Source organism: Sciscionella sediminilitoris (assembly GCF_000737195.2).
GTDB lineage: Bacteria > Actinomycetota > Actinomycetes > Mycobacteriales > Pseudonocardiaceae > Sciscionella > Sciscionella sediminilitoris.
The window spans coordinates 1-22,214 of record NZ_JALM01000089.1 but is presented as its reverse complement, the minus strand read 5'-3'; the positions used below and the strand labels follow the sequence as shown (position 1 = coordinate 22,214).

20 protein-coding genes and 1 pseudogene are annotated in these 22,214 nt (G+C 68.4%); 11 read left to right on the top strand and 10 right to left on the bottom strand.

Going from position 1 to position 22,214, the window contains the following annotated elements; translation table 11 throughout:
• Positions 1–6: 6 nt before the first annotated feature.
• Positions 7–1,542 (top strand): PucR family transcriptional regulator, encoded by a 1,536-nt coding sequence (locus AD72_RS28970; protein WP_031469802.1) that lies wholly within the window; start codon positions 7–9, stop codon positions 1,540–1,542.
• On the opposite strand, the gene AD72_RS28965 is transcribed toward AD72_RS28970, so the two are convergent.
• Positions 1,516–2,478 (bottom strand): NADP-dependent oxidoreductase, encoded by a 963-nt coding sequence (locus AD72_RS28965; RefSeq protein WP_051899131.1) that lies wholly within the window; start codon positions 2,476–2,478, stop codon positions 1,516–1,518. The two genes, AD72_RS28970 and AD72_RS28965, sit on opposite strands and share 27 nt — an antisense overlap.
• Entirely contained in the window at positions 2,475–3,368 is an 894-nt protein-coding gene (locus AD72_RS28960; RefSeq protein ID WP_031469800.1) for a helix-turn-helix transcriptional regulator, read from the bottom strand. The genes AD72_RS28965 and AD72_RS28960 overlap by 4 nt, the downstream gene beginning before the upstream one ends.
• A gap of 169 nt (positions 3,369–3,537) precedes the next feature.
• Between AD72_RS28960 and AD72_RS28955 the strand changes: the two genes are divergently transcribed.
• From AD72_RS28955 to AD72_RS28945, 3 genes are all read left to right on the top strand, one after another.
• A complete protein-coding gene (locus tag AD72_RS28955; RefSeq protein ID WP_031469799.1) occupies positions 3,538–4,230 on the top strand; it encodes a type 1 glutamine amidotransferase domain-containing protein in 693 nt (230 codons plus the stop codon).
• 62 nt (positions 4,231–4,292) lie between these two features.
• Positions 4,293–5,813, top strand: a complete 1,521-nt coding sequence (locus AD72_RS28950) for an NAD-dependent succinate-semialdehyde dehydrogenase (protein ID WP_051899130.1) — start codon at positions 4,293–4,295, stop codon at positions 5,811–5,813.
• The gene (locus AD72_RS28945) at positions 5,810–7,162 is read left to right on the top strand and encodes a class-II fumarase/aspartase family protein (RefSeq protein WP_031469797.1); all 1,353 of its coding nucleotides are present in this window, start codon (positions 5,810–5,812) and stop codon (positions 7,160–7,162) included. The genes AD72_RS28950 and AD72_RS28945 overlap by 4 nt, the downstream gene beginning before the upstream one ends.
• Positions 7,163–7,184: 22 nt before the next feature.
• Here the strand turns inward: AD72_RS28945 and AD72_RS28940 are convergent, their stop codons facing one another.
• Together AD72_RS28940 and AD72_RS28935 are read right to left on the bottom strand one after the other, a co-directional pair.
• Entirely contained in the window at positions 7,185–7,625 is a 441-nt protein-coding gene (locus tag AD72_RS28940) for a nuclear transport factor 2 family protein (RefSeq protein ID WP_031469796.1), read from the bottom strand.
• A gap of 132 nt (positions 7,626–7,757) precedes the next feature.
• On the bottom strand, positions 7,758–8,387 hold the full coding sequence (locus AD72_RS28935; protein ID WP_156365412.1) for a hypothetical protein: 630 nt from the start codon (positions 8,385–8,387) through the stop codon (positions 7,758–7,760).
• 959 nt (positions 8,388–9,346) lie between these two features.
• Here AD72_RS28935 and AD72_RS28930 point away from each other — a divergent pair.
• The 5 genes from AD72_RS28930 to AD72_RS28910 are packed head-to-tail and all read left to right on the top strand — an operon-like array spanning position 9,347 to position 15,255.
• Positions 9,347–10,771: a sugar transferase gene (locus AD72_RS28930; protein ID WP_082469214.1), complete on the top strand. Its 1,425-nt coding sequence runs from the start codon at positions 9,347–9,349 to the stop codon at positions 10,769–10,771.
• On the top strand, positions 10,768–12,288 hold the full coding sequence (locus tag AD72_RS28925) for a lipid II flippase MurJ (protein ID WP_156365411.1): 1,521 nt from the start codon (positions 10,768–10,770) through the stop codon (positions 12,286–12,288). Before AD72_RS28930 ends, AD72_RS28925 begins: the two co-directional genes overlap by 4 nt.
• Positions 12,285–13,001, top strand: coding sequence for a polysaccharide deacetylase family protein (locus AD72_RS28920; protein WP_197285108.1), 717 nt, complete (start codon positions 12,285–12,287; stop codon positions 12,999–13,001). The genes AD72_RS28925 and AD72_RS28920 overlap by 4 nt, the downstream gene beginning before the upstream one ends.
• Positions 12,998–14,104 (top strand): glycosyltransferase, encoded by a 1,107-nt coding sequence (locus tag AD72_RS28915; RefSeq protein WP_031469791.1) that lies wholly within the window; start codon positions 12,998–13,000, stop codon positions 14,102–14,104. Before AD72_RS28920 ends, AD72_RS28915 begins: the two co-directional genes overlap by 4 nt.
• A complete protein-coding gene (locus AD72_RS28910) occupies positions 14,104–15,255 on the top strand; it encodes a glycosyltransferase (protein ID WP_063890817.1) in 1,152 nt (383 codons plus the stop codon). The genes AD72_RS28915 and AD72_RS28910 overlap by 1 nt, the downstream gene beginning before the upstream one ends.
• On the opposite strand, the gene AD72_RS28905 is transcribed toward AD72_RS28910, so the two are convergent.
• A complete protein-coding gene (locus tag AD72_RS28905; RefSeq protein ID WP_031469789.1) occupies positions 15,164–16,198 on the bottom strand; it encodes a hypothetical protein in 1,035 nt (344 codons plus the stop codon). The genes AD72_RS28910 and AD72_RS28905 overlap by 92 nt on opposite strands.
• A 127-nt stretch (positions 16,199–16,325) precedes the next feature.
• Between AD72_RS28905 and AD72_RS28900 the strand changes: the two genes are divergently transcribed.
• Positions 16,326–16,937, top strand: coding sequence for a YveK family protein (locus AD72_RS28900; protein WP_031469788.1), 612 nt, complete (start codon positions 16,326–16,328; stop codon positions 16,935–16,937).
• Between the two features lie 34 nt (positions 16,938–16,971).
• Here AD72_RS28900 and AD72_RS28895 read toward each other — a convergent pair whose 3' ends face one another.
• The 4 genes from AD72_RS28895 to bioB are packed head-to-tail and all read right to left on the bottom strand — an operon-like array spanning position 16,972 to position 21,071.
• The gene (locus AD72_RS28895; RefSeq protein WP_231645015.1) at positions 16,972–17,547 is read right to left on the bottom strand and encodes a hypothetical protein; all 576 of its coding nucleotides are present in this window, start codon (positions 17,545–17,547) and stop codon (positions 16,972–16,974) included.
• Between the two features lie 37 nt (positions 17,548–17,584).
• Positions 17,585–18,748, bottom strand: coding sequence for an 8-amino-7-oxononanoate synthase (locus AD72_RS28890; RefSeq protein WP_037347690.1), 1,164 nt, complete (start codon positions 18,746–18,748; stop codon positions 17,585–17,587).
• Positions 18,745–20,004: an adenosylmethionine--8-amino-7-oxononanoate transaminase gene (locus AD72_RS28885; protein WP_031469785.1), complete on the bottom strand. Its 1,260-nt coding sequence runs from the start codon at positions 20,002–20,004 to the stop codon at positions 18,745–18,747. Before AD72_RS28885 ends, AD72_RS28890 begins: the two co-directional genes overlap by 4 nt.
• Positions 20,001–21,071 (bottom strand): biotin synthase BioB, encoded by a 1,071-nt coding sequence (bioB, locus tag AD72_RS28880; protein ID WP_031469784.1) that lies wholly within the window; start codon positions 21,069–21,071, stop codon positions 20,001–20,003. Before bioB ends, AD72_RS28885 begins: the two co-directional genes overlap by 4 nt.
• A gap of 101 nt (positions 21,072–21,172) precedes the next feature.
• Between bioB and AD72_RS28875 the strand changes: the two genes are divergently transcribed.
• Positions 21,173–21,742: a TetR family transcriptional regulator gene (locus tag AD72_RS28875; protein WP_031469783.1), complete on the top strand. Its 570-nt coding sequence runs from the start codon at positions 21,173–21,175 to the stop codon at positions 21,740–21,742.
• Here the strand turns inward: AD72_RS28875 and AD72_RS28870 are convergent.
• Positions 21,726–22,214 (bottom strand): annotated as a pseudogene (locus tag AD72_RS28870) (transcriptional regulator); the annotation flags it as partial. The gene AD72_RS28875 and the pseudogene AD72_RS28870 sit on opposite strands and share 17 nt — an antisense overlap.

The window sequence follows — 22,214 nt, the reverse complement described above, 5'->3', positions numbered from 1 at the left end:
TGAGCCATGACGGTCGTGGACAACCGGAGGGAGCACTCCCTGGTGCCGATCCAGGGCGAGCCTCGGCTGTCCAGCCTGATCGGCGCCCGGCGCGGCTGGTTCGCGGTGCTGAGCACGGAGGCGAACCTGGAGCGGCCGCTGGCCGGAGCGGTGATCTGGGATCCTACTCAGCCGCTGCACCGCCACCAGGTGGTCCTGCTGACCGCGGCCCGCCCCTCGCGCGCCGAGCTCACCGAGGCAGTGCTGGCCGGGCAGCGAGCCGAGGCCGCGGCGATCGTGCTGCGCGACGGCTGCCTGCCAGCGGATGCCGAGGTCACCGCGGCCGGGATCCCGGTGCTGGCGGTACACGCCGAAGTCGGCTGGGAGGAACTGGGCGCGCTGGTCCGCTCGCTGGTGTCCCGCCACCGGCTCGGCGTCCCGGAGTCGGTGCCCACCGCGAGCGGCCTGTACGAACTCGCCGAGAGCGCGGCGCTCGCCCTGGCCGGTGCCGTGGTGCTCACCGATGCCGCGCTGCGGGTGCTCGCCTTCGGTTGCGAGGGCGGGCTCGAGGAGACCACCGGCGAACCGGTTCTCGCCCGCAGGGGCCCGGGGGAAGAACTCGCCGCCGTCCGGAAACTGCACGGCATCGCCTGGATCGGGCACCGGCTGGTCGCGCCGATCGAGGTGGCGAACCGAACGGTCGGCTACGTGCTGCTGACTCCCGGGCCGGACACCCCGGACTGCGCGGAGCGCGTGCTCGGGGATGTCGCCGCGGCGGCGGCCGCCTGGTTCCCGGACGCCGGCGTCGATGCCGAGGACGAGGTCCGGGCCGAGCTGCTGCGCGGGCTGCTGGCCGGAAAGGGGTCCCTGGAGGCGCTGACCGAGCGGTTACCCGCCAGGTGCCCGGCGTGGTATCTGCTCGCCCTCGGTTCGTTCGGTGCGGAAGCCGCTTTCCCGCCGGAACGGGAATCGCCGTTGGCGCGCTGTGCCCGGATGCTGAATCCGGAAACGATCACCGTCATCCACGACTCGGTCGCCTATGTGTTGTTCACCGGTGCCGGTGACCCCGGGGCGTTCGCCGAGCAACTGCGCGGGCGCGCCGCGCGGTTGTCCGGTGTACCGGTGGTCGCCTGCCTGACCGCGGCGCTGACCGCGACCGAGGAGGTCCGAGCCGAACGCGAACCGCTCCGGCATGCCGTTGCCGTGCTGGCCGCACGGCGCACCCCGGCCACCGCCTCGCTCGCCGAGCTCCGCCCGCACATCCTGATCGCCGAGCTCGCCGGTCTGGTCACCGAGCATCCCGGACTGTTGAGCGGTCCCGTGGACCTTCTGCGGCGCGATGGATCCCGGCGCGGCGCCGAATACCTGGACACCTTGTTGAGCTGGTTCGACGCGGCGTGTGACGTGACGAGGGCGGCGGCCGCCTTGCGGGTGCACCGGAACACCTTCCGCTATCGCTTGCAGCGCATCGAAAAGCTCTGTGCCCTCGATCTGGAGGACGCCGTGCAGCGGTTCACCCTCGAACTCCAGGTTCGGTTACTCGTGCTGCGCGGCGGTTGGTGAGCCTCGGTCAGGGTCGACGTCCAGCACGATCCGGCCGCGGGTACGGCCCTCTTCCTGGATGGCTCGCCAGGCCTCGGCCGCTTGTTCGAGTGGGAACGAGCGGTTCACCGTGACCGAAAGCTTCCCGGACTCGGCGAGACCGGTCAGTTCGGTCAGTTCCTCGGCGTTCGCGCGGGCCCACACCAGATGCCCGCCCTGCTCGGGAGCGGTGAAATCGACCACGGAGGCTACCCGTGCGGGGTCCTTCAAGACCTGTTGCGAGACGGCAACCGCGTCGCCGCCGTAGAAGTCGAGCGCCGCATCGATTCCCTCGGGGACCAGCCGCCGCACTCGCTCGGCAAGGTCTTCGCCATAGGTGACCGGTGTGGCGCCGAGCTCGCGCAGGAAGTCGTGGTTGCGTTCACCGGCGGTGCCGATGACCCGAGCGCCACGGGCGACCGCGATCTGCACCCCGAGCGAGCCGACCCCACCGGCTGCCGCGTGCACCAGGACGGTGTCGCCCGCGCCGACGTCGATCCGTTTGATGGCCTGATAGGCCGTCAAACCGGGCAGCGGCAGTCCGGCCGCATGCCTCCACTCCCAGGACGCCGGTTTGCGGGCCAGGGCACGAGCCGGGGCGGAGACCAGTTCCGCGTAGCCGCCGCGCTGTGCCCAGTCCTTGATGATGTAACCGATGACCTCGTCCCCGACCTCGAACTCGGTGGCGTCGAGGCCACGGGCCTCGATGACACCGGCCACCTCCCAGCCGGGGACGAGGGGGAAGTGTGCCTCCATGAGGCCGTCGAGATAACCGGCGCCCAGCTTCCAGTCGGCGGGGTTCACCCCGGCTGCCTTGACCCGGATCAGGAATTCCCCGGGCCCTGCCGAGGGCTCCGGCTGTTCCCTGAGTTCCAGATCGTCGGCGCCGCCATAGTGCGGCAGTGCCATCGCCTTCATTCTCGCTCCTCGTTGCGTTCGGTGCTCGGTGGCGGGGCCGGACTGGGGGCCGTCCAGCTGGCGAGCAGGTTGATGGCTTTGCGGGACGGGGACTCGGGTTCGGTGGTGTAGACGTAGAGGGTCGTGTCCGGATCGCCGGGAGGTGTGAGGCTTTCGTATTCGACGGTCAGCTCGCCGACCAGTGGGTGGTGCAGGTGTTTCGAGCCGTGGGTGCGCTGATGGACGCGATGCTGTTCCCACCACTGGCCGAATTCGGGGCTGTGTTCGCGGAGGTCGGCGATGAGTTCGGCGGTGGCGCGATCATCGGGGTCCCGGCCGACCTCGAACCGCAGGCTTTCGACCGCGGCCCTCGCCTGGTCCGGCCAGTCCACGAACAGTGATCGGGCGTCCTGGTCGAGCAGCATCCAGCGGGCGTAGTTGCGCCGCGGGGCGGGCATCCGGTCGAAGTCGGCGAACAGTGCCTTGGCCATCCGGTTGGCCGCCAGGATGTCGGTGCGGCGGCCGAGTACGAGCACGGGCTCCCCGTCGAGGGCGTCGAGCAGCTGATAGAGCCCCGGGCGCACCCGTTGCACACCACGGGATTTCCTGCGCGTGGTCGCCGAGCTCGGCCCGATGAGGTCGTCCAGGTGGGCGCGCCCCGCCGCATCGAGTTCGAGCGCCCTGCCGATCGCTTCCACGACCGCGGGCGAGGGGGTGATGGGCCTGCCCTGTTCGAGGCGGGCGTAGTAATCGGCGGACACTCCCGCCAGCCGGGCGACCTCCTCGCGGCGCAGCCCGGGGACCCGGCGCACCCGTCCGTCCGGTGGTAGTCCTGCCTTGGACGGATCGACAACGGCGCGGGCCCGGCGGAGGAAGTCGGCGAGTTCGCGATTGATGGCCACGGAACCCATTGTCGCCGATCTCGCCGCCAGGTGGCTGGACCTGGGCAACCTAGGTCGCGCCGTCCTAGGTTGCCCAGGGCGCGCGATGGGCCCCCGAAACCGCGTGTTCGGCGGCAGGCTCGAGGTATACCGGCGCCGGAAAGCGCGACCGGGGAATCGTCAGCAAAGGATCGAATTCGTGAGCAAAGTCCTGATCGTCATGTCCGCGGCAAGCGTCTGGGAGCGCACCGATGGTTCCTCGTACCCGACCGGCTACTGGGCCGAGGAACTCGCCGCACCGCACAAGAAGTTCGTCGAAGCCGGATTCACCGTCGACTTCGCGTCCCCGGGCGGAGTGTTGCAGCCACTGGATGCGCACAGTGCCGATCCGGAGGTCGCCGGGCCGGACTGCGCGAGCCACGTCGAGCACGCCGCGGAAGCGCTGCGGAGCTTCGGGCCCTTGCTCAAGCTCGAGGAGATCGACATCGCCGACTATGTGGCCGTGGTGCTTCCCGGCGGGCACGGACCGGTGGTCGACCTCTACCAGGACGCGCATCTCGGCCGCCTGCTCACCGAGGCCGAGGCGAGCGGGAAGCTCATCGGCGCGGTCTGCCACGGACCCGCCGGTCTGTTGTCCGCGGTGGACGGGGAAGGGAAATGGCTGTTCGCCGGGCGGGAACTGGCGGCGTTCACCGATGAGGAGGAGCAGCTGTTCGGTACCGCCGAGGGTGCGCCGTGGCTGCTCGCCAGCAGGCTGCGCGAGCTGGGCGCGAAGCACTCCAGCGGCCCGGCCTACGAGGCGTTCACCGTCCGGGATCAGAACCTGTTCACCGGGCAGAACCCCGCTTCGAGCGCGCCGATGGCCGAGGCGATGGTGGCCGCCCTGACCTGATCGGTCCTGGGCGTTTTCCGGGGGAACCCCGATCCAGCACCGTGATCAATCCGAGAGGAAGCGTGAACGCCGTGACCAAGTCCGCATCGGTTGCCGAGATCGTCACACGGGTACGGCGTGGCGTGCTCATCGACGGCAGCTGGCGACCGGCAACCGGAGCGGCGACCTTCGAGGTCGAGGATCCCGCGAGGGGACGGTCGCTTGGCGAGGTCGCCGACGGCACACCCGAGGACGGGCTCGCCGCGCTCACGGCAGCCGATGACGCCCGGTCGAGCTGGGCTGCCACGCCGCCGCGGCACCGGGGCTTGATCCTGCGCCGCGCCTACGAATTGTTGCTGCGGCGCAAGGAACAGCTCGCGTGGTTGATCACGCTGGAGATGGGCAAGTCACTCGCGGAATCCAGGGCCGAAGTCGAATACGGCGCGAACTATCTGCGCTGGTTCGGTGAGGAAGCGGTCCGGATCGAGGGCAGCTGGAAGGTCAGCGAGGACGGAACCGCCCGCGTGCTCGTCATGCGGCAACCGGTCGGGCCCTGCTTGTTGATCACGCCGTGGAACGCGCCGCTGGCGATGCCCGCGCGCAAGATCGCGCCCGCGGTCGCCGCCGGTTGCACCATGATCGTCAAGCCCGCGCCACAGACGCCGCTGACCACGGCCGCCCTGGCCGAGACACTTATCGAGGCCGGATTGCCCGACGGTGTGCTGAACATCGTCCCGACCACGGACGCGGCCGCGCTCACCGAGCCCTTGCTGCGTGACGGCCGGTTGCGCAAGCTGTCCTTCACCGGGTCCACCCCCGTCGGCCGGCTCCTGCTGTCCCATGCGGCGGGAACGGTACTGCGGACCTCGATGGAGCTCGGCGGGAACGCCCCGTTCATCGTGTGCCGCGACGCCGATCTCGACGCGGCTGTCACGGGCGCGATGACGGCCAAACTCCGCAACATCGGCGAGGCGTGCATCGCCGCCAACCGGTTCCACGTGCATGCCGCTGTCGCCGAACGGTTCAGCGCGAAACTCGCCGCGCGCATGAGCGAACTCACCCTCGGCCCCGGCACGGAAACCGGAACCGATATCGGGCCACTCATCGATGAACGCCAGCGCCGCAAGGTCGCCGAACTGGTCGAGGACACCGTTGCCGCGGGAGCAACGGTGCGCATCGGCGGCCGCATTCCCGCCGGGCCGGGATACTTCTACCCGCCGACCGTGCTCACCGATGTGCCGCCCGGTTCCCGGATCAGCCGCGAGGAGATCTTCGGGCCCGTCGCGGCGATCCAGACCTTCGAGCAGGAATCCGAGGCCCTCCGCGCGGCCAACGACACCGAATTCGGTCTCGTGAGCTACCTCTACACCCGCGATCTGGCGCGCGCGGTGCGGATGAGCGAACGCCTCGAAACCGGAATGGTGGGCCTCAACCGCGGTTATGTTTCCGATGCCAGCGCCCCGTTCGGCGGTATGAAGCAATCCGGTATCGGGCGCGAGGGCGGAAACTCCGGTATCGAGGAGTACCTGGAACAGAAGTATGTCGCCGTCGATGCGGCCGAACCCGAACCCGAGGATGGCGAACTTCCGGAGGAATCCCGGTGAACAGCACCGTTTTCGACTCCGTTCTCTTCCGTGATCTGTTCGGGACACCGGCGATGCGCGCGATCTTCGGCGATGACGCATACATCGATGCCGTGGTGCGCGTCGAAGTCGCGCTCGCGCGAGTACAGGCACGGATCGGGGTCATTCCGGCGCATGCGGCCGAAACCATCGCCGGCTCCTGCGATCCCGCGCGGCTCGATCGCGAACGCCTCCGCAGGGACACCGATACCGTCGGCTACCCCGTTCTTGCCATCGTCACCCAGCTCGCCGAGCAGTGCGGCGATGCGGGCGGCTACCTCCACTGGGGTGCCACGACCCAGGACATCATGGACACCGCGAGCATGCTGCAATGCGGGCAAGGTCTGGCGCTCATCGCCGAAGCCCTGGACGAGCTGCGGGCACACCTGCGCCGCCTCGCGGCCGAACACGCCGACACCGTCACCGCGGGGCGGACGCACCTCCAGCACGCCCTGCCCATCACCTTCGGCTACCGGGTCGCGGTCTGGCTTTCCGCCCTGGACCGGCACTCCGACCGCCTGGACGCGGTCCGCGCACGGGACCTGATGGTGCAGTTCGGCGGCGCGGCGGGAACCCTGGCCTCGCTCGGCTCCGGAACGGAGGGCCTGCGGATCCGGGCTGCTCTTGCCGAGGAGCTCGGCCTGCGGGATCCCGAGATCACCTGGCATGTGGCCCGTGACGGCCTCAACGAGATCATCGCGCTGCTCGCCGCCATCGGCGCCTCGGTCGGCAAGATCGGCACCGATGTCGCCACCCTGTGCGCCACCGAATTCGGCGAACTGGCCGAACCCTTCGTGGCCGGGCGCGGGGCGAGCTCCACCATGCCCCAGAAACGCAACCCGATCTCCAGCGAACTCATGATCGCCGCGGCCAAACTGTTGCGCGACAAGGCATCGGCCATGCTCGATGCGATGATGCAGGACTTCGAACGCGCCACCGGGCCATGGCACATCGAATGGGCCGTCATTCCCGAAGCATTCCTGCTGCTCTCCTCCTCGCTGTCGCAAGCCACCCACATCATGGCCGGACTGCGGGTCGATACCGAGCGGATGCGTGCCAACGTGGACCGCACCGGCGGGCTCATCCTCGCCGAAGCGGTCATGATGGCGCTCGCGCCGCAACTCGGCCGCCACCGCGCCCACGAACTCGTCTACCAAGCCTGCGATCAAGTGATCGAAACCGGCGGTGACCTCGCCACCGAACTGAGCCGACATCCGGCTATCGTGGCGGTACTCGGCACCGAACGGATCCGCGAGCTCTGCGAACCGGCCGGTTACCTGGGAAGCGCGCACGCCATGATCCGCTCGGTCACGGAAAGGAAGAGGCTGTGACCGCGACACTCCCGCTGGCCCCTCAGGGCTGCGAGGGGCGGGTATCCGTCCAGGCGACGATGCCGTGGCGGTCGGCGATCAACCAGTCGCCGCCGTCCTGTCTGGTGAACCTGTCGATGAGCCGGTAGGACACCGTCGTGAGGACGTGGTCGTCGTCGATCACGAACCGGACGTAGGACACGCAGTTGGTTTCGGCGGTCGCCTCGGAGCCACCGAGTTCGATCAGGCATGAGCCGAGCAGGGTGCTCAACGATTCGATGTTGTTGAGGTTCTTCAGCTCGAGCAGTAGTTCACCCCGGCCGTACAATTCGATGTTCGGCTCGGCGGCCCCTTCATTGATCTGCAGGAAATGGACGTTCGGGGTTGCCCGGCTCAGGATGCCGTCGAAGTCGCGCTGATCGATACTGTGCGCGAGGTTCTCGATCAGTGCGCGGATGGCCGACCGATCGGCGAGTTCGCGCAATATTCGATGTTCGTCACTCAACTCGCGATGCTCTCCTGACGCGGCTGATCGGCAAGCTGTACGGCCGAGATGCCCGGCCGGGGAACCGGCCGGGCATCTCGCTGTCCTGTCGGGTTCAGGCGCGGGAATACGTCACCACGGGGACTGGACGTTGTTGGAGGCGTCGCACCAGCTGGCGATGGGCTGGGCGCTGGCCAGGCACTTGATCTGCGCCGAGTTGTTGAAGCGGGCGGAGGAGTCGCCGGGGACCGCCCATTCGGTGCTGTTCAGTTCCTGCTTGGTGCGAATGGGCTGCACGTCGTAGGGGGCGAGCCCGAGAATATCGTTGGAACCGATGGCCACGTTGAAGTGACCGAGGTCGACGCTGTGCGATTCGCCGGGCTGGAGGTCGTTCCTGAGGGTGACCTGGGTGTACTGCTTGTTGTTGATCTCCAGGATCTGCAGGTTCCAGTTCAGGTCGTTGCTGGGGCCGGAAAGCCGGGCGAGTGCGTTGCCGTTGAGCCAGAATTTCGTGCCCGCCGGAATGTTCTCCGGGTGCCCGGAGCGGTCGGCGACGTTGCTGATGACGAATTTCTGCGGGTCGGCGATGGCCCCGCCGTAGGCGCTGACCTGAACGAGATCGTACGACCTGGCCGGGGGCGGCCCACAGCCGTCATTGCAGGCGGTCTTGGTGGTGGCCGCTGCGGTGCCTGCCAGGCCTGCGGCGGTCGCGAACGCGAGTGCGGCCGCGACGAGGGATCTGCGACCCATGCGAGTTTTCATCAACTGCTCCTTTTCCTTTCGGGCGCCTGCGGTGGCGACCGTGTATCGAAATAAATTGCGAACGATTGATCGATCCGCGCCCGTTTCCGGACATGCCCGAGGCCTGTTGGTCTGGACTCACAAATCACTGTCGTTGCGGATTCGTGAGGTTCGCTGGGCGAGGTGAACGTTAGTTCCCGCTCGGTTTCCTGGGCAAGTTCGCGCATCTTGTTTCCCCCTGCATGGGGATCCGGCGCCGTTTTTGACCAGGTCACAGCAATTGATTTCGGATGAAAATATTTACCCGAGAGCCAAATGATCAAATTCTTGCTTTGTTACACGATTCCCCTGAATTCACCCTGACAAGAAAACCGCGACACTGTCAGTGCTGTTTCAAGATGGGGCTCTACCGAGTGTATCGATACCGGCGAGTTCCCTGGTGTGCAGCCGTACGGACAGTAGAATTCGGTGAAAGTCGAGGACATGTCTTCCGGCGCGAGGTTCGACGTTGTTCAGGCGAATACATATTCTGTTTTCGCGCATCGCTTGTAAGCGGCATTACGAGCGCCGAGGTGTCGGTGATGTCCTGGTGGGGGCGTCGTCACAGGGTTGAGTCCCCTTTGTGGGTGAACGTCTCCGTGCCTGTTGGTCAACGGATTAGTCGGCTGCATACGATCGGCGTATCGCGTTCATGGGTTCGAATTTTCGTGACGAGAAACTATTGAATTGCTGTGGCGGAAGAACGCGCCCTTCGAACGTGGATTGCTATACGAATCGTAGTTGTTGTGCCGGATTCTTCGGTCTCCGAGTCATCGAGCGTCGTTGCTCATCGAGCGGATCCGGCTGTCGGACGTGGGTGTTCCTCTATCACTGGAACGGAGTGGCGTGAGCATGATGATGCTGTGGAGTCGGTTCCCGGGATGTGCTGGTGTCGCGCGTTCGCCGCGGCAGAGATCGCGTAGCTGGTCGAGGAGATCGTGATGCTGCAAGCACGGTTGGATTCGCGCGGTCCCGGTCCGCGCCGCGACAGGATATCCGCTGCCCCGGAGCCGAACGGTGGTTTCCCCGCAAGCCGGGGCCGCCTGGGCACCGTGTGCGTGCTCGGTGGTTGCGATCTGCTCGGTGGGCTGGCCGGTTTCGCCTTGATGTATCCGTTCCTCGGCTGGCTGCTCGCGGGCGTTCTCGTCCTCGCGGTGCTGGCGAGCCTGCCGTTGGGGCCCGGCGGGTATCACTGGCGTGCCGTGCCTTCGTTCCTCGACGACGCGCTCGGTATCTGTGTCCGTGTCGGCCTGATGGCCCTGCTCGCCGTCGGCGTCTTCGTCCTCGCGCATGACTCGGTGGGAGCCCGCCAGGTGATGATCGGTTCCCTGTTGCTACTGGGGGCCATGCTCGTGTTCCGCGCTGTGGGACTGATCGTGCTCGGTCAGGTCCGCAAGCGCGGTATGGCGCTGATGAATGCCTTGATCATCGGTTGCCAGGGGGAGGGTGCGCGAGTGACGGATGCCCTGCTGGGGACCCCGGAATACGGTGTGCGGATAGCCGGATTCGTGGAGGATGTTCCCCGCCCGGAGCACGGGGAACGGATGCCGATCCGGGTGCTGGGCGATCTGGAGCACACCCCGGAACTGGTGCACCGCTTCGGCATCGAACTGGTCCTGGTGACGTTCACGATGCGGTCCGCCTCCGAACTCGTGCCCGTGCTCCGTGAGCTGACCTCGGCCAGGTGCGAGGTCTACTACGTGCCGCGGTTGTTCGAGATGGTGCATCGGCCGGCCTATGCGCAACTGGTGGCCGGGGTGGTGCTGGCGAGGTTGCGCCGGGCGACGTTCCGCTCGATCGGCTGGCGCTGTAAGCGGGTGCTGGATCCGCTGCTGGCCGGGCTCGGTCTTGTGGTGCTGAGCCCGGTGCTCGGGGTGCTGGCGCTCGCGGTCCGTATCGAAGGCGGTCCGGGGGTGCTCTTCAAACAGTGGCGCATCGGGCTGAACGGGCAACCCTTCCTGCTCTACAAGTTCCGTTCCCTGAAACCGGCGGGCGAGGAGGACGAACGACGGTGGAACATCGAGGGTGATGCCCGCATCGGCCCCGTCGGCCGGTTCATCCGGAAAACCAGCCTCGATGAACTCCCGCAGCTGGTGAACGTGGTACGCGGGGAGATGAGCCTCGTCGGGCCCCGGCCGGAGCGGCCGCAGTACGTCGAGCAGTTCAGCCAGAGTGTCCCCGGTTATCGGCAGCGGCACCGGGTTCCGGTCGGTTGTACCGGTTACGCCGTCACACAGGGCCTCAAGGGCGACACCTCGATCGCGGACCGCGCCCGGTTCGACAATCTGTACGCGGACTCCTGGTCACTGTGGCTGGACGTGAAGATCGTGCTGCAGACGGTGCGGCAGCTGCTGTGGCCGCGATGAGCAGCGCGGAGCTGCAGCGCGAGGCCCCGTCCGGGGAACGAGCCGCCGTGGTGAAGGGCAGCCTGCTCTCGATGGGGCTGCTCGCACTCGGTTCACTGCTCGGCCTGATCCGGGATCTGATCCTCGCCGGTCTGTTCGGAGCGGGGGCGAACAGTGATGCCTTCGTGATCGCCTGGACCGTCCCGGAGACCGCCTCTCCGCTGCTGATCGAAGGGGCCATGGCGCTGGTGATGATCCCGCTGTTCGGCAGGGCGCTCGCCGAGGGGACCGATCCGCGCAGGGTGGTCGCCGCGACCCTGCCGCGGCTGCTCATCGTCCTGGTGGTGGTCGGGGCCGCCGTCCTCGTGTTCGCGCCCGCGCTGGTGGACGCGATCGGTGCGGCAGGGGCGCAGCGGCGACTCGCGATCGACTGCCTGCGCTTGGCCGCGCCCACGGTTCCCCTGATCGGTCTCGCTGGCTATTTCTCCGCGGCACTGCGTTCACACGGCAGTTTCGGGGCTCCCGCGTTCATCTACACCGCCTACAACCTCGGCATCATCGCGTGCATGGCGCTCGGTTATCTCACGATCGGGGTCCGCGGCGCCGCGCTCGGGCTCTCGGCCGGTGCGGCCCTGATGGTGCTGGTGCAACTGCCGGGCTTCACCAGGAAGGTCGGGTTCTCCTGGCATGGCTGGCGATCGGCCAGCCCGGTCGTGCTCGGCGGGGTGCTCACCGTCGGGCTGTACACGATCATCAGGCAGGGGCAGGTCTTCGTGGAGCGGGCGATCGGTGCCCCGCTCGGGCCGGGAACGATCTCGGCACTGAACTACGCGCAGAAGGTCGCCCAGGTCCCGCTGACCCTGTCCGCGGTGCTTGCCGTGGTGACTTTCCCACTGGTGGCCCGCAGGATCGCGGCCGGGAACGGGGAACAGGCCCGCCGCAGGGTGGAGACCGATCTGCGGTTCGTCGGCGGGGTCACGCTGCTGGCCACCGCGTTCCTGATCCCGTTCGCGCCTTCGGTGATCGCCTTCCTGTTCCAGCGTGGGGCTTTCGATGCCGCCGCCACCGCGGCCACCGCGCGGATCCTCCAGGTCTACGTGCTCGGACTGCTCGGGCAGGTCGTGGTGGACCAGCTTTCCCGGGTGTACTTCGCCGGATCGCGGCCGAACTGGGTTCCGGTACTGGCGATGACCGCGGGACTGGCGCTGACCGGGTTTCTCGCGGCTGCGCTGGTTCGCCCCTGGGGCGCGGCCGGGATCGCCGCGGCCAACGCGGCCGGGATCACGCTGACCGGGCTGCTGCTCGCCCTCGCCGCGCGCGGTGCCCGGCTCGCCGCGCCACGGCCCCGGGTGTACGGGAGCCTCGCCCTGTTGCTCATCCCCGCCGGTGCGGCCCTGCTCGCGGGATTCGCGCTGCGGCAGGCCTTGCGCGGCTGGCCGCCACTGCCGACCCTGCTGGCCGGCGGGTTCGTCTCGACCGCGGTATTCGGGGTGATCGTGGCCGCCGGATGGCGGATCGAGAGGTTCCGGTCCGCATGAACCATCCGACCCGAGTACGCGAACAGCGCACCGGAGGCCGAACGCCGATGGTGTGGATGTATCACTCGATCAGCGAGGTCGAGCACGATCCCTACCGCGTCACCGTTTCCCCGGGGCGGTTCGGGCGGCAACTGCGCTGGCTCGCGAAGCACGGTCTGCGGGGCCGCGCGATGCGCGAGGCGTACACCTCCGGTGGGCGGGTTGCGCTCACCTTCGACGACGGCTATGCAGACTTCATCGAGGAAGCGGTCCCGATCCTGGCCGAATTCGGTTTCACCGCAACAGTTTTCGTGCTCCCCGGAATGCTCGGCGGGGTGAACGAATGGGATCCGGGAGGGCCGGTGAAGCGGTTGATGACCGCCGACCAGATCCGTGCGGCGGCCGCGGCGGGGATGGAGATCGCCTCGCACGGGATGCGGCACCATCCGCTGCCCTCCCTCGGCGACGGCCAGCTGGTCGAGGAGGTGGCCGCGAGCCGCGCGCTGCTCGCCGAACTGACCGGGGCGGAGATCGACGGCTTCGCCTATCCCTACGGTGCCTTCGACGAGCGGTGCCGCCGCGCGGTCGAGGATGCGGGCTACCGCTACGCCTGCGCGGTTCGCGGGCCGCAGCGGCCGGGAAGGCACGCGGTGCCCCGGCGGTTCATCGGCGAGACGGACAACGCTTTTCGGTTGCGCTGCAAGCATTTCCTGCACACCTGGAGGACTCGATGAGGGTCGCGCATGTCATCACCGGGCTCGGTGTCGGCGGCGCGGAGACGCAACTGCGCCTGCAGCTGCGGCACACCGCGCACGAGGCCGAGGTGTTCACGCTCACCAATCCCGGCCCCATCGCCGAACAACTGCGTTCCGACGGAATCCCGGTCACCACGCTCGGTATGCGGGGTAACCGGGACCTTGCCGTGCTGCCTCGATTGGCGCGGCTGCTCCGGGACGGCCGGTTCGACGTGGTGCACACCCACCTGTACCGCGCGATGCTCTACGGGCGGCTCGCCGCGCGGTTCGCGGGGATCCGGACCATCCTGGGCACCGAACACTCGCTCGCCGGTGGCCTGCTCGAGGGCCGACCCGCCGGACGGCCCGGAATCCGCGCGGTGTACCGATTCGGGGAACGGCTGGGTTCGCTGACCATCGCGGTCTCGCCCGCCGTGGCCGATCGGCTGCGCGAATGGGGCGTGGCCGCGCACCGGATGCGGGTCATCCCGAACGGCATCGACGCAGGCGAACTCGCCTTCGATCCGGACCGCCGTGCACGGGCCCGCGCGCGGCTCGGGATCGGGACGGGCGCGTTCGTCCTCGGTGCCGTCGGCAGGCTCGTGCCGGGCAAGCGCTTCGATGTGCTGATCGAGACCCTGCCCATGGTCGGCGACGCCACGTTGATTCTCGTCGGGGACGGACCGGAGCGGGCGAACCTGTCCGCCCTCGCCGAGCGGCGCGGTGTCGCCGAGCGGGTGGTGTTCGCCGGGGAAACCGAACGGGTGCGGGATTTCCTCTCGGCGTTCGACATGCTGGCCTCCCCTTCGGCGGAGGAGACCTTCGGCCTCGCCGTGCTCGAAGCACTCGCGGCCGGGCTCCCGGTGATCTATCAACACTGCCCCGCCCTTCAGGAGCAGCGCGGTATCGAGCTCGCTGCGGCGGTCCGGATCAACTGCACCCCGGAGAATCTGCGTGCCGCTATCGGGAAACTCCGTGCCGGGAAGCACGACCGGGAACCGGCAGCCGTGGTGGCGCGGTACGACATTCGCCGGGTCAGCGGGGAAATCGACGGGCTCTACCGGGAACTGTCCGGGCTCCGGAGCGAACCGGTGGTCGCCTGATGCGGATACTGCATGTGGCGCAACCGCAGACCGGCGGAGTCGCCCGGTACGTGCTCGCCGCGGTCGCCGATCAGCGCGCCCGGGGCTGGGCGGTCACCGTCGCCTGCCCGGATGGCGCGCTCGCCGAATCCCTCGATGCGGCGGGAATCCCGCGGATGTGCTGGCCCGCGGGGCGGTCCCCGGGACGGGGACTGGTCGAGGAATCGCGGGCGTTGCGGGAAATCCTGGACGCGGTCGACCCGGAGCTGGTGCACCTGCACTCGGCGAAGGCCGGGCTCGTCGGGCGGCTCGTCATCCGTGCCGGATTGCCGACGCTGTTCCAGCCGCACGGCTGGTCCTGGCACGCGGCACCGGTTGCCGCGCCCGCCAGGATCTGGGAGCGCGTGGCCTGTCGCTGGACGAGCCGGCTGATCTGTGTGAGCGAAGGGGAAGCCGTCGAGGCGGCGGCGGCCGGTCTGCGTCTCCCGCCGACCGTGGTGCGCAACGGGGTGGACCGGAACGCGTTCCCGGTGCAGTCCCGCGCGGCGCGGAACGCGGCCCGGCTGGCGAGGGACATCCCGCTCGACCAGCCGGTCGTGCTGTGCCCGGGACGGATCACCCGGCAGAAGGGGCAGGATCTGCTGCTCGCCGCCTGGCCGCTGGTGCTCGACCGTTGCCCGCGCGCACGGCTGATTCTGCTCGGTGCCGGTGACCTCGCCGAGCAGCTACACGCCATGGCACCGCGCGGCACCCAGTTCGTCGCCGAGGTCGCCGATGTCCGGCCGTGGTACGCACTGGCCGATCTCGTGGTGCTGCCCTCGCGGTGGGAGGGGCTGCCGCTGACCGCGCTCGAGGCCTTCGCCAGCGGCCGCGCGGTCGTGGCGAACGCGGTACCCGGTCTCCGCGAGGTGCTCGACTCTCGTTGCGGGGCAGGGGTTCCGCCCGGGGACCGATGCGCACTCGCCGAGGCGATCGCCACCCGGATCACCGACCGGTCGAGGACCGAGGCAGAGGGACGGTACGCGGTCGCTCATGTCGCCGGTATGGACCTGAAACGGACCCTCGACCGGCTGGCCGCGGTCACCGAGGAGACGTTGGGTTCGAGTCGAGCCGTGCGCGCCGGTGCACGAGCAGCACGAGGAACAGCGGCAGCAGCGGGGTCAGATGCTTGAGGTAGGAGCCGTAGTCCGGTTCGAACACCGCCTGCACGGTGACCATCGCCAGCAACAGCGCCGCTGCCCGCGCGAACCGGGAATCGGTGAACCAACCGGAGCGGAAACCGCGGCGGATCCCGGGGAACAGCACACCGATCCACAGCGCGGTGCTCACCACCGCGAACCCGAGGTACACCGGGGAACCGGCCAGCAGCAGGGGAATCGGGACGATCAGCAGGATCAGGGTCAGCAGCGCGTTCCCGGTGCCGCCGAGCACTCCCTTGGCGGGCAGATAGTCCTGGATCGCCGAGCGCGCGTCCGGCGAATTGGTGCGGAACTGCGCCACACCTTCGCGGAAGGTGTTCAGATCCGCGCCAAGGAAGACACTCACCCCGATCGCGAACGCCAGCAGTACCAACACCAGCAGCACCGGGACGAGCCATTCCTTGCGGCCATAGCGGAAAAGCAGGCGCAGCAGCAGGAAAACGGCGGCCACCATGAACCAGTACGGGCGCACCAGGGCGGCGTATCCGCAAGCAAGCGCGGCGAACACCAGATCGCCGAGAAGATTGCGCGGCAACCACATCAGGGCCAGCACGAGAACGAGAACGAGGGATTCCTTGGAATACTGCGCGAGATACACGGCACAGGCGAGACCGGAAACACAGAACACGGCGATCTCGACCACACCGAACCGGGCGATATCGCGCCATCGTGCACAGGTGAACAGCAGCACGAAAAAGAGCAGCATCGTGCCCGCCTGCACCAGTCCCTGATTCCCCATCAAGCCGAGGCCGCGGTAGATCCAGGCCATCGTCACGAACGAATCGGCGGAGGGGCCGTCGGCGGTGGGCATCACCGACTGAATATGCGCGTCATCGAAGAAGTATTTGTCCGGCAGCAGATCGCGATTCAGCAGACCGGCGAAAAAACACGCGGGAATCCACAGCAGAACGATCACCTGCGGGGCAATACTCGGTCTGCCCCCGGGTTTGCGGTGCCGCGCCTGGTTTTCGTGATCCACGCCCATGATGCGGCGAGTATGACACACCGGCAAGGGTGCCGACAGTACCGAAAGGTCGAGGAATATGGAATTGGACAGGCTGCTCAGGCTGATCGGCCGTCGATGGTGGATCGTATTGATCGTGGCCATTCTCGGTGGTGCGATCGGGTATGGTTCGGCCGCGCTGCAGACACCGCGGTACAAGGCCGAGGCGACCGTACTGTTCCTCGATCACACCCGGGAGAACGGCAGCGAGGATCTGCTTCGGCGAATGCCGACCTTCGCCGCACTCACCGGAACCGGGGCGATTCTCGACCGGGCCGCCCAGCGGCTGAACTACCCGGGTGGCGCGAAAGCCCTGCGCGCCAACACCACCGCCGCGAATCCGGAGAACACCCTGGTGCTCACCATCGCGGTCACCGATGTGCGCCCGGCGCGGGCGGCCGAGGCCGCCGATGCGGTCGCCGACTCGTTCAGCGCGGAGAACGATCAGGGCATCGGCCTCGGCGACCGGACGAGCAGCACCGTCGTGCAGCGGGCCGAACTGCCCGGCGCGCCCGAATCTCCTTTGGTGGCCATGTTTCTCGCCATCGGTGTCGTCGCGGGAGCAGTACTCGGCATCATCGCGCTGATGATCGAGACGGCGTTCCGCAACGGCAGGCATACGGTCACCGCGGAACGATCCGTCAGGATGTGACCCCGGGGCGCTTCCTGTGCCGGTGGAGGCTGCGTCACCGGTAGGCGCGCACGAACACGGTACGGACCATGGCGATGACGTAGAGCAGATAACCGCAGACGAGCACGGCGAGCAGGAATCCGCCGACGGTGGCGGGAAAAGCGCTGCTGTCCGGGTCGAGAAAGCCGCCGTAGAGCCCGGGATCGGCGATGAGGAAGTACACCAGGTAGGCGAGCGGGAACACGACCCAGCTCAGTGGCTGCCACCAGGCGCAGTTGCCCTGGTTGCGCCCGACCAGGATCCAGTCGAGCAGCACCACGAGCGGCGTGACGATGTGTTCGAACACGGACCAGAGCTGGTCGTAGTCGCCGCCCATCAGCCCGGCATAGACGGCGGCGACGAGCAGCAGCAGAACCGCGGTGGCCCCGCGCGGCCACGGGTTGCGCGGTTCGCGGCCACCGGTGAACAGGGGATAGGCGGCCAGGCCGAGATAGACCAGTGCGGTGAGCAGGCTCGCCTGCTGGCTCAGCCCCGGAATCGCGTTCGCGAAACCGGAAAGCTGGACCGCGGCGACGAATCCGGTGAGTGCGCAGGCCACGATGAGCAGCCGCCACAGGAACACTGCGAGCATGGCAAGAGTGTGCCCGATTCGACCCCGGTGTGGTCGATTAGGGGGAAATCGCCGACAGCGTGCCCGTTCGGTCGCGGTGGCCCTGGACGATCTCGGTGAGCGTGCGGACCGCCTCGGCCCAGTGCGCGTCCGCGAGTCCCATGCTGACGGTGATCCGCAGCCGGGAGATCCCGTCCGGCACCGAAGGGGGACGGAAGCAGCCGACCCGGATTCCCGCGGCGAGGGCGTGGGCCTGCGCGGCGAGGGCGGCCTGCGGGGACCGCATCGGCACCGAGACCACCGCGCCCGCGGGCCGTGGCACCGCGAGCAGATCGGCCAGTTCGGCGCTGCGCTCGCGGATTCGTGCGGGGAGATCAGGGCGGCCACGCAGAATGCGCAGGGCGGTCAGCGCTCCGGCAGTCGGAGCAGGGGCGAGACCGGTGTCGAAGATGAACGGGCGCGCCCGGTTGATCAGGTGATCGATCAGCGCGCCGGGCCCCAGTACCGATCCGCCCATGGCGCCCAGTGACTTGGACAGTGTCGCGGTCATGATCACGTGTGGATGCCCCGCCAGCCCTTCGCGGTGCACGAGCCCCCGGCCGCCGTCGCCGAGCACGCCGAGCCCGTGCGCCTCGTCGACGAGCAGCAGCGCACCCTGTTCGGCGCAGGCGGTCGCGAGTTCGGTCAGCGGCGCGGTGTCCCCGAGGACGGAGAACACCGATTCGGTCAGCACGAGCGTGCGGCGGCCTGCGGCCTCGGCGAGCGCTGCCCGGACCGCGTCGAGGTCGTTGTGGGCGACCACCTGGATCCGCGCCCGGGAAAGCCGTGCGGCATCGATCAGCGAGGCATGGATGTGCGCGTCCGAGATGATCACCGTGTCCCGGTCGGCCAGTGCGGTCACCGCGCAGAGATTGGCGTGGTACCCCGTCGAGCAGACCAGCGCCGCCTCGTGCCCGGTGAATTCGGCGAGTCCGCGCTCCAGTTCGGTGTGCACCGCCGTCGTCCCGGTGACCAGCCGGGAGGCACCAGCGCCCGCACCCCAGTCCAGTGCGGCCTCGGCGGCACCGCGGCGCACCTCGGGATGCCCGTTCATGCCGAGATAATCGTTGCCCGCGAGGTCCAGGAGCTCGTCCCCGAGTTCACGCGGCCGCAGAATACGTTGCAGGCCCGCGGTTTCCCGCGTGCTGCGTTGTTCGGCGAACCAATCAGCCCAGGCGCTCATCCTGCCTCCGCGGCCGCTGCGATCCCGGAACAGAGTGCGGCGATGTCCGCATCGGTGCACACGTACGGCGGCATCGTGTAGATCAGATCCCGGAACGGGCGCAGCCACACCCCCTCGGCCAGTGCCGCCTCGGTGGCCGCGGCGACATCCACCTCGTGGTCCAGTTGCACCACGCCGACCGCGCCCAGCACCCGGACATCGGCCGCCGGAATCTCGTGCAGGGCCTGTAAACCCGCGTTGATCCGGCCCACATCGGCCAGCCAGTCCCCGGTGGCGAGCAGATCCAGGCTCGCCGAGGCGATCGCGCATGCCAGCGGATTGCCCATGAAAGTGGGCCCGTGCATCAGCACGCCGGACTCGCTCGCGGAAAGGCCATGGGCGACCTCGCTCGTGCACAGGGTCGCGGCCAGCGAAAGGTAGCCACCGGTGAGCGCCTTGCCGAGGCAGAGCACATCCGGGAACACCCCGCCTTCCTCGGTGGCGAACAGGGTTCCGGTGCGGCCGAAACCGGTGGCGATCTCGTCGAACACCAGCACCAGCCCGTGTTCGTCGGCGACCTCGCGGAACACGCTGAGGCACTTGGCCGGGTAGGGGCGCATTCCGCCCGCCCCCTGCAGCAGCGGTTCCACGATCAGTCCGGCCAGCCGGTCAGCGTGTTCGGCGGCGAGCGCGCGGAAATTCTCCGCCCAGTCGGTGATGTCCTCGCCGAGTTCGGGTGGGCGGTCCCCGAAGACCTGTTCGGGAAGCAGTCCGGACCACATCGTGTGCATTCCGCCATCGGGGTCGCACACGCTCATCGGGTTCACGGTGTCGCCGTGATAACCGCCGCGCACGGTCAGGAATCCGGTGCGCTCGGGACGACCGGTACCGCGCTGGTACTGCAGCGCCATCTTCATCGCGACCTCGATGCTCACCGATCCGGAATCGGCGAGGAACACGTGCTCCAGACCGGCCGGGGTGAGCTCGGCCAGGCGCCGGGCCAGTTCGACGGCCGGTTCGTGGGTGAGGCCGCCGAACATCACGTGCGACATCCGGTCGAGCTGGCGATGGGCGGCATCGTCGAGCACCGGATGCCGGTACCCGTGAATCGCCGACCACCAGGAGGCCATGCCGTCGACGACGGGACCGTGTCCCTCGATGCTGATCCGGCTGCCCGAGGCCGCGGTGACCAGCCGGGTCGGTGCCGGATCGGTCATCGAGGCGTAGGGATGCCAGACGTGCGCGCGGTCGAAGGCGAGCAGCTGCTCGGGCGTCATGCGTTCGGGAGGACGTCGGTGCCCGCGCCGCGCCGCCGGATCGAGGGATCGGGCACCGCCGAGGCCAGGGACTGTTCGCGCTCCTCAGGGGAACCGAGGACCACGAAACCGTTGTCCCGGATCATTTCCAGGTCCGCCTCGGCGGCCTGGCCCTCCGAGGTGAGGTAGTCGCCGAGGAAGATCGAGTTCGCCACGTGCAGCGCGAGCGATTGCAGGGAACGCAGGTGCAGTTCCCGCCCGCCCGCGATGCGTACCTCCTTGTCCGGGCACACGAACCGCGCCAGCACGAGGATCTTCATGCAACGCGCCGGGGAGAGCTCCCTGGTGTGCTGCAGCGGGGTTCCGTCGAACGGGATCAGGAAGTTCACCGGGATCGAGTCGCTGTCCAGCGCCTTGAGCGCGAACACCGCCTCGACCAGTTGCTCATCGGTCTCGCCGAGTCCGGCGATGAATCCCGAACACGGGGACAGGCCGCCGTGTTTGGCCTTCTCCACGGTGTCCACCCGGTCCGCGTAGGTGTGGGTCTGGACGATGTTCTCGTGGTTGCTCTCGGCGGTGTTGATGTTGTGGTTGTAGGCGTCCACCCCGGCATCCTTGAGCCGCTCGGCCTGATTGCCGGAGAGCAGGCCAAGACAGGCGCACACCTCGACATCCGGATTCTCCCGCTTGAGCGCTTCCACCATCTCGGTGACGCGGCCGATGTCCCGGTTGGAGGGCCCGCGACCGGATGCGACGAGGCACACTCGGCTGGCGCCACCGGCGAGGCCCGCTCCGGCTTGGGCGAGGGCTTCCTCCTCGGAGAGCCAGGAGTACTTGAGGATGGGGGCCTGAGAACCGAGCGCCTGGGAGCAGTAATTGCAGTTTTCCGGGCACAGCCCCGATTTCAGGTTCACCAGGTAGTTGACCTTCACCGTGTTGCCGAAGTGCGCCCTGCGCAGTCGGCTCGCGGCGGCGACCAGCGGCAGCAGCTCGGCGTCATCGGTGCGCAATATCGCGAGGGCCTCGTCCGGCGTGATGGGAGTCCCGTCGAGAATGGTGTCGGCGAGCTGCTCGAACGTGGAACGCATTGCTTCTCCTGAGGCGAGTCGGCTTGCAACCTGAACACTGTTCAGGTGAACGGTGTTCAGGTTAAACTGGATGGGTTCATCGGTCAACAGGAGGAGCCAGAGTGCGCTACCACCGGGACGATGTCGTGCGCAAAGCGATCGAGGTGCTCGACGAGTACGGACTGGAATCGCTGACGATGCGCAGGCTGGCCACCGAACTGGGGGTGCAGCCGAGCGCGCTGTACCACCACGTGCCGAACAAACAGACGCTGCTCGCCGCGATCGCCGACGAGATCGTGGCCCGCGGCAGGCGCACCGAGCGGGCGAGCGAATGGGACCGTCGGGTGGTCGAGATCTGTGCCGAGCTCCGCGATGCGATGCTCGCTTATCGGGACGGGGCGGAAGTGGTGGTCACGGCCCACACCTTCGGGCTCGGTGCGGTGGAACCGGTGAGCAGGCTGCGTGAGGCGCTGCGGGCGAGCGGCCTGCCCGCCGGTCAGGTCGAGATCGGCACCCGGGCCCTGCTGCACGTGGTGTTCGGGCACACCGCGGAGGAGCAGGTGGCGCTGCAGGCCGCGAGCGCCGGGGCGATCGAACGGGATCCGCAGGGGGCGGACGATTTCGAGCACGAGCTCGGGCTGATCGTGGCCGGTCTGCGCGCCACGGTGCACGGGGTCACTGGTGCACCGTGAGCCGGACTCCTTCGGCGATCCGGTAAGGGCGGGTGTCCACGATGGCGCCCAGCAGCTTGCGCAGCCGGGACACCTCGGCGCGCACCGTCACCACATGTTCGGCGTCGCCGAACAGGGCCCGGCTCAGTGCCTCCGCGGACAGCCCGTCCCGGCCCGCCCGGTGTAGCGCGACCAGGGTCTCCGCGTGCCGCCGGGTGATCGTCCGCCGCCACCCGGAGTCCTCGGCGCGCACTCGCAGTAGTGGTGTCGCGGAAAGTTCGAGTTCCAGGAACAGGTTCCGGCCGGGGCCGACCGGGCGGATCAGCCAGCCATCGGCCAACCGCTCCGGTAGGCAGGCGCCGAGGCCGGGGACGGCGACAGCGTGGTCCTGCCTGGGTACGGCCACCCGATCCTGGGGCGCGACCCCCGAACTGTGCGCGACCCAGCCGTGCTCGTCGACCACGACAGCGGGTCCGGGGGAACCAGATCGGAA

Coding starts and splice junctions, on each gene's coding strand:
- AD72_RS28970 (WP_031469802.1), top strand. CDS start 7: ATGACGGTCGTGGACAACCGGAGGGAGCACTCCCTGGTGCCGATCCAG.
- AD72_RS28965 (WP_051899131.1), bottom strand. CDS start 2,478: ATGAAGGCGATGGCACTGCCGCACTATGGCGGCGCCGACGATCTGGAA.
- AD72_RS28960 (WP_031469800.1), bottom strand. CDS start 3,368: ATGGGTTCCGTGGCCATCAATCGCGAACTCGCCGACTTCCTCCGCCGG.
- AD72_RS28935 (WP_156365412.1), bottom strand. CDS start 8,387: ATGAAAACTCGCATGGGTCGCAGATCCCTCGTCGCGGCCGCACTCGCG.
- AD72_RS28930 (WP_082469214.1), top strand. CDS start 9,347: ATGCTGCAAGCACGGTTGGATTCGCGCGGTCCCGGTCCGCGCCGCGAC.
- AD72_RS28925 (WP_156365411.1), top strand. CDS start 10,768: ATGAGCAGCGCGGAGCTGCAGCGCGAGGCCCCGTCCGGGGAACGAGCC.
- AD72_RS28920 (WP_197285108.1), top strand. CDS start 12,285: ATGAACCATCCGACCCGAGTACGCGAACAGCGCACCGGAGGCCGAACG.
- AD72_RS28915 (WP_031469791.1), top strand. CDS start 12,998: ATGAGGGTCGCGCATGTCATCACCGGGCTCGGTGTCGGCGGCGCGGAG.
- AD72_RS28910 (WP_063890817.1), top strand. CDS start 14,104: ATGCGGATACTGCATGTGGCGCAACCGCAGACCGGCGGAGTCGCCCGG.
- AD72_RS28900 (WP_031469788.1), top strand. CDS start 16,326: ATGGAATTGGACAGGCTGCTCAGGCTGATCGGCCGTCGATGGTGGATC.
- AD72_RS28895 (WP_231645015.1), bottom strand. CDS start 17,547: ATGCTCGCAGTGTTCCTGTGGCGGCTGCTCATCGTGGCCTGCGCACTC.
- AD72_RS28890 (WP_037347690.1), bottom strand. CDS start 18,748: ATGAGCGCCTGGGCTGATTGGTTCGCCGAACAACGCAGCACGCGGGAA.
- AD72_RS28885 (WP_031469785.1), bottom strand. CDS start 20,004: ATGACGCCCGAGCAGCTGCTCGCCTTCGACCGCGCGCACGTCTGGCAT.
- bioB (WP_031469784.1), bottom strand. CDS start 21,071: ATGCGTTCCACGTTCGAGCAGCTCGCCGACACCATTCTCGACGGGACT.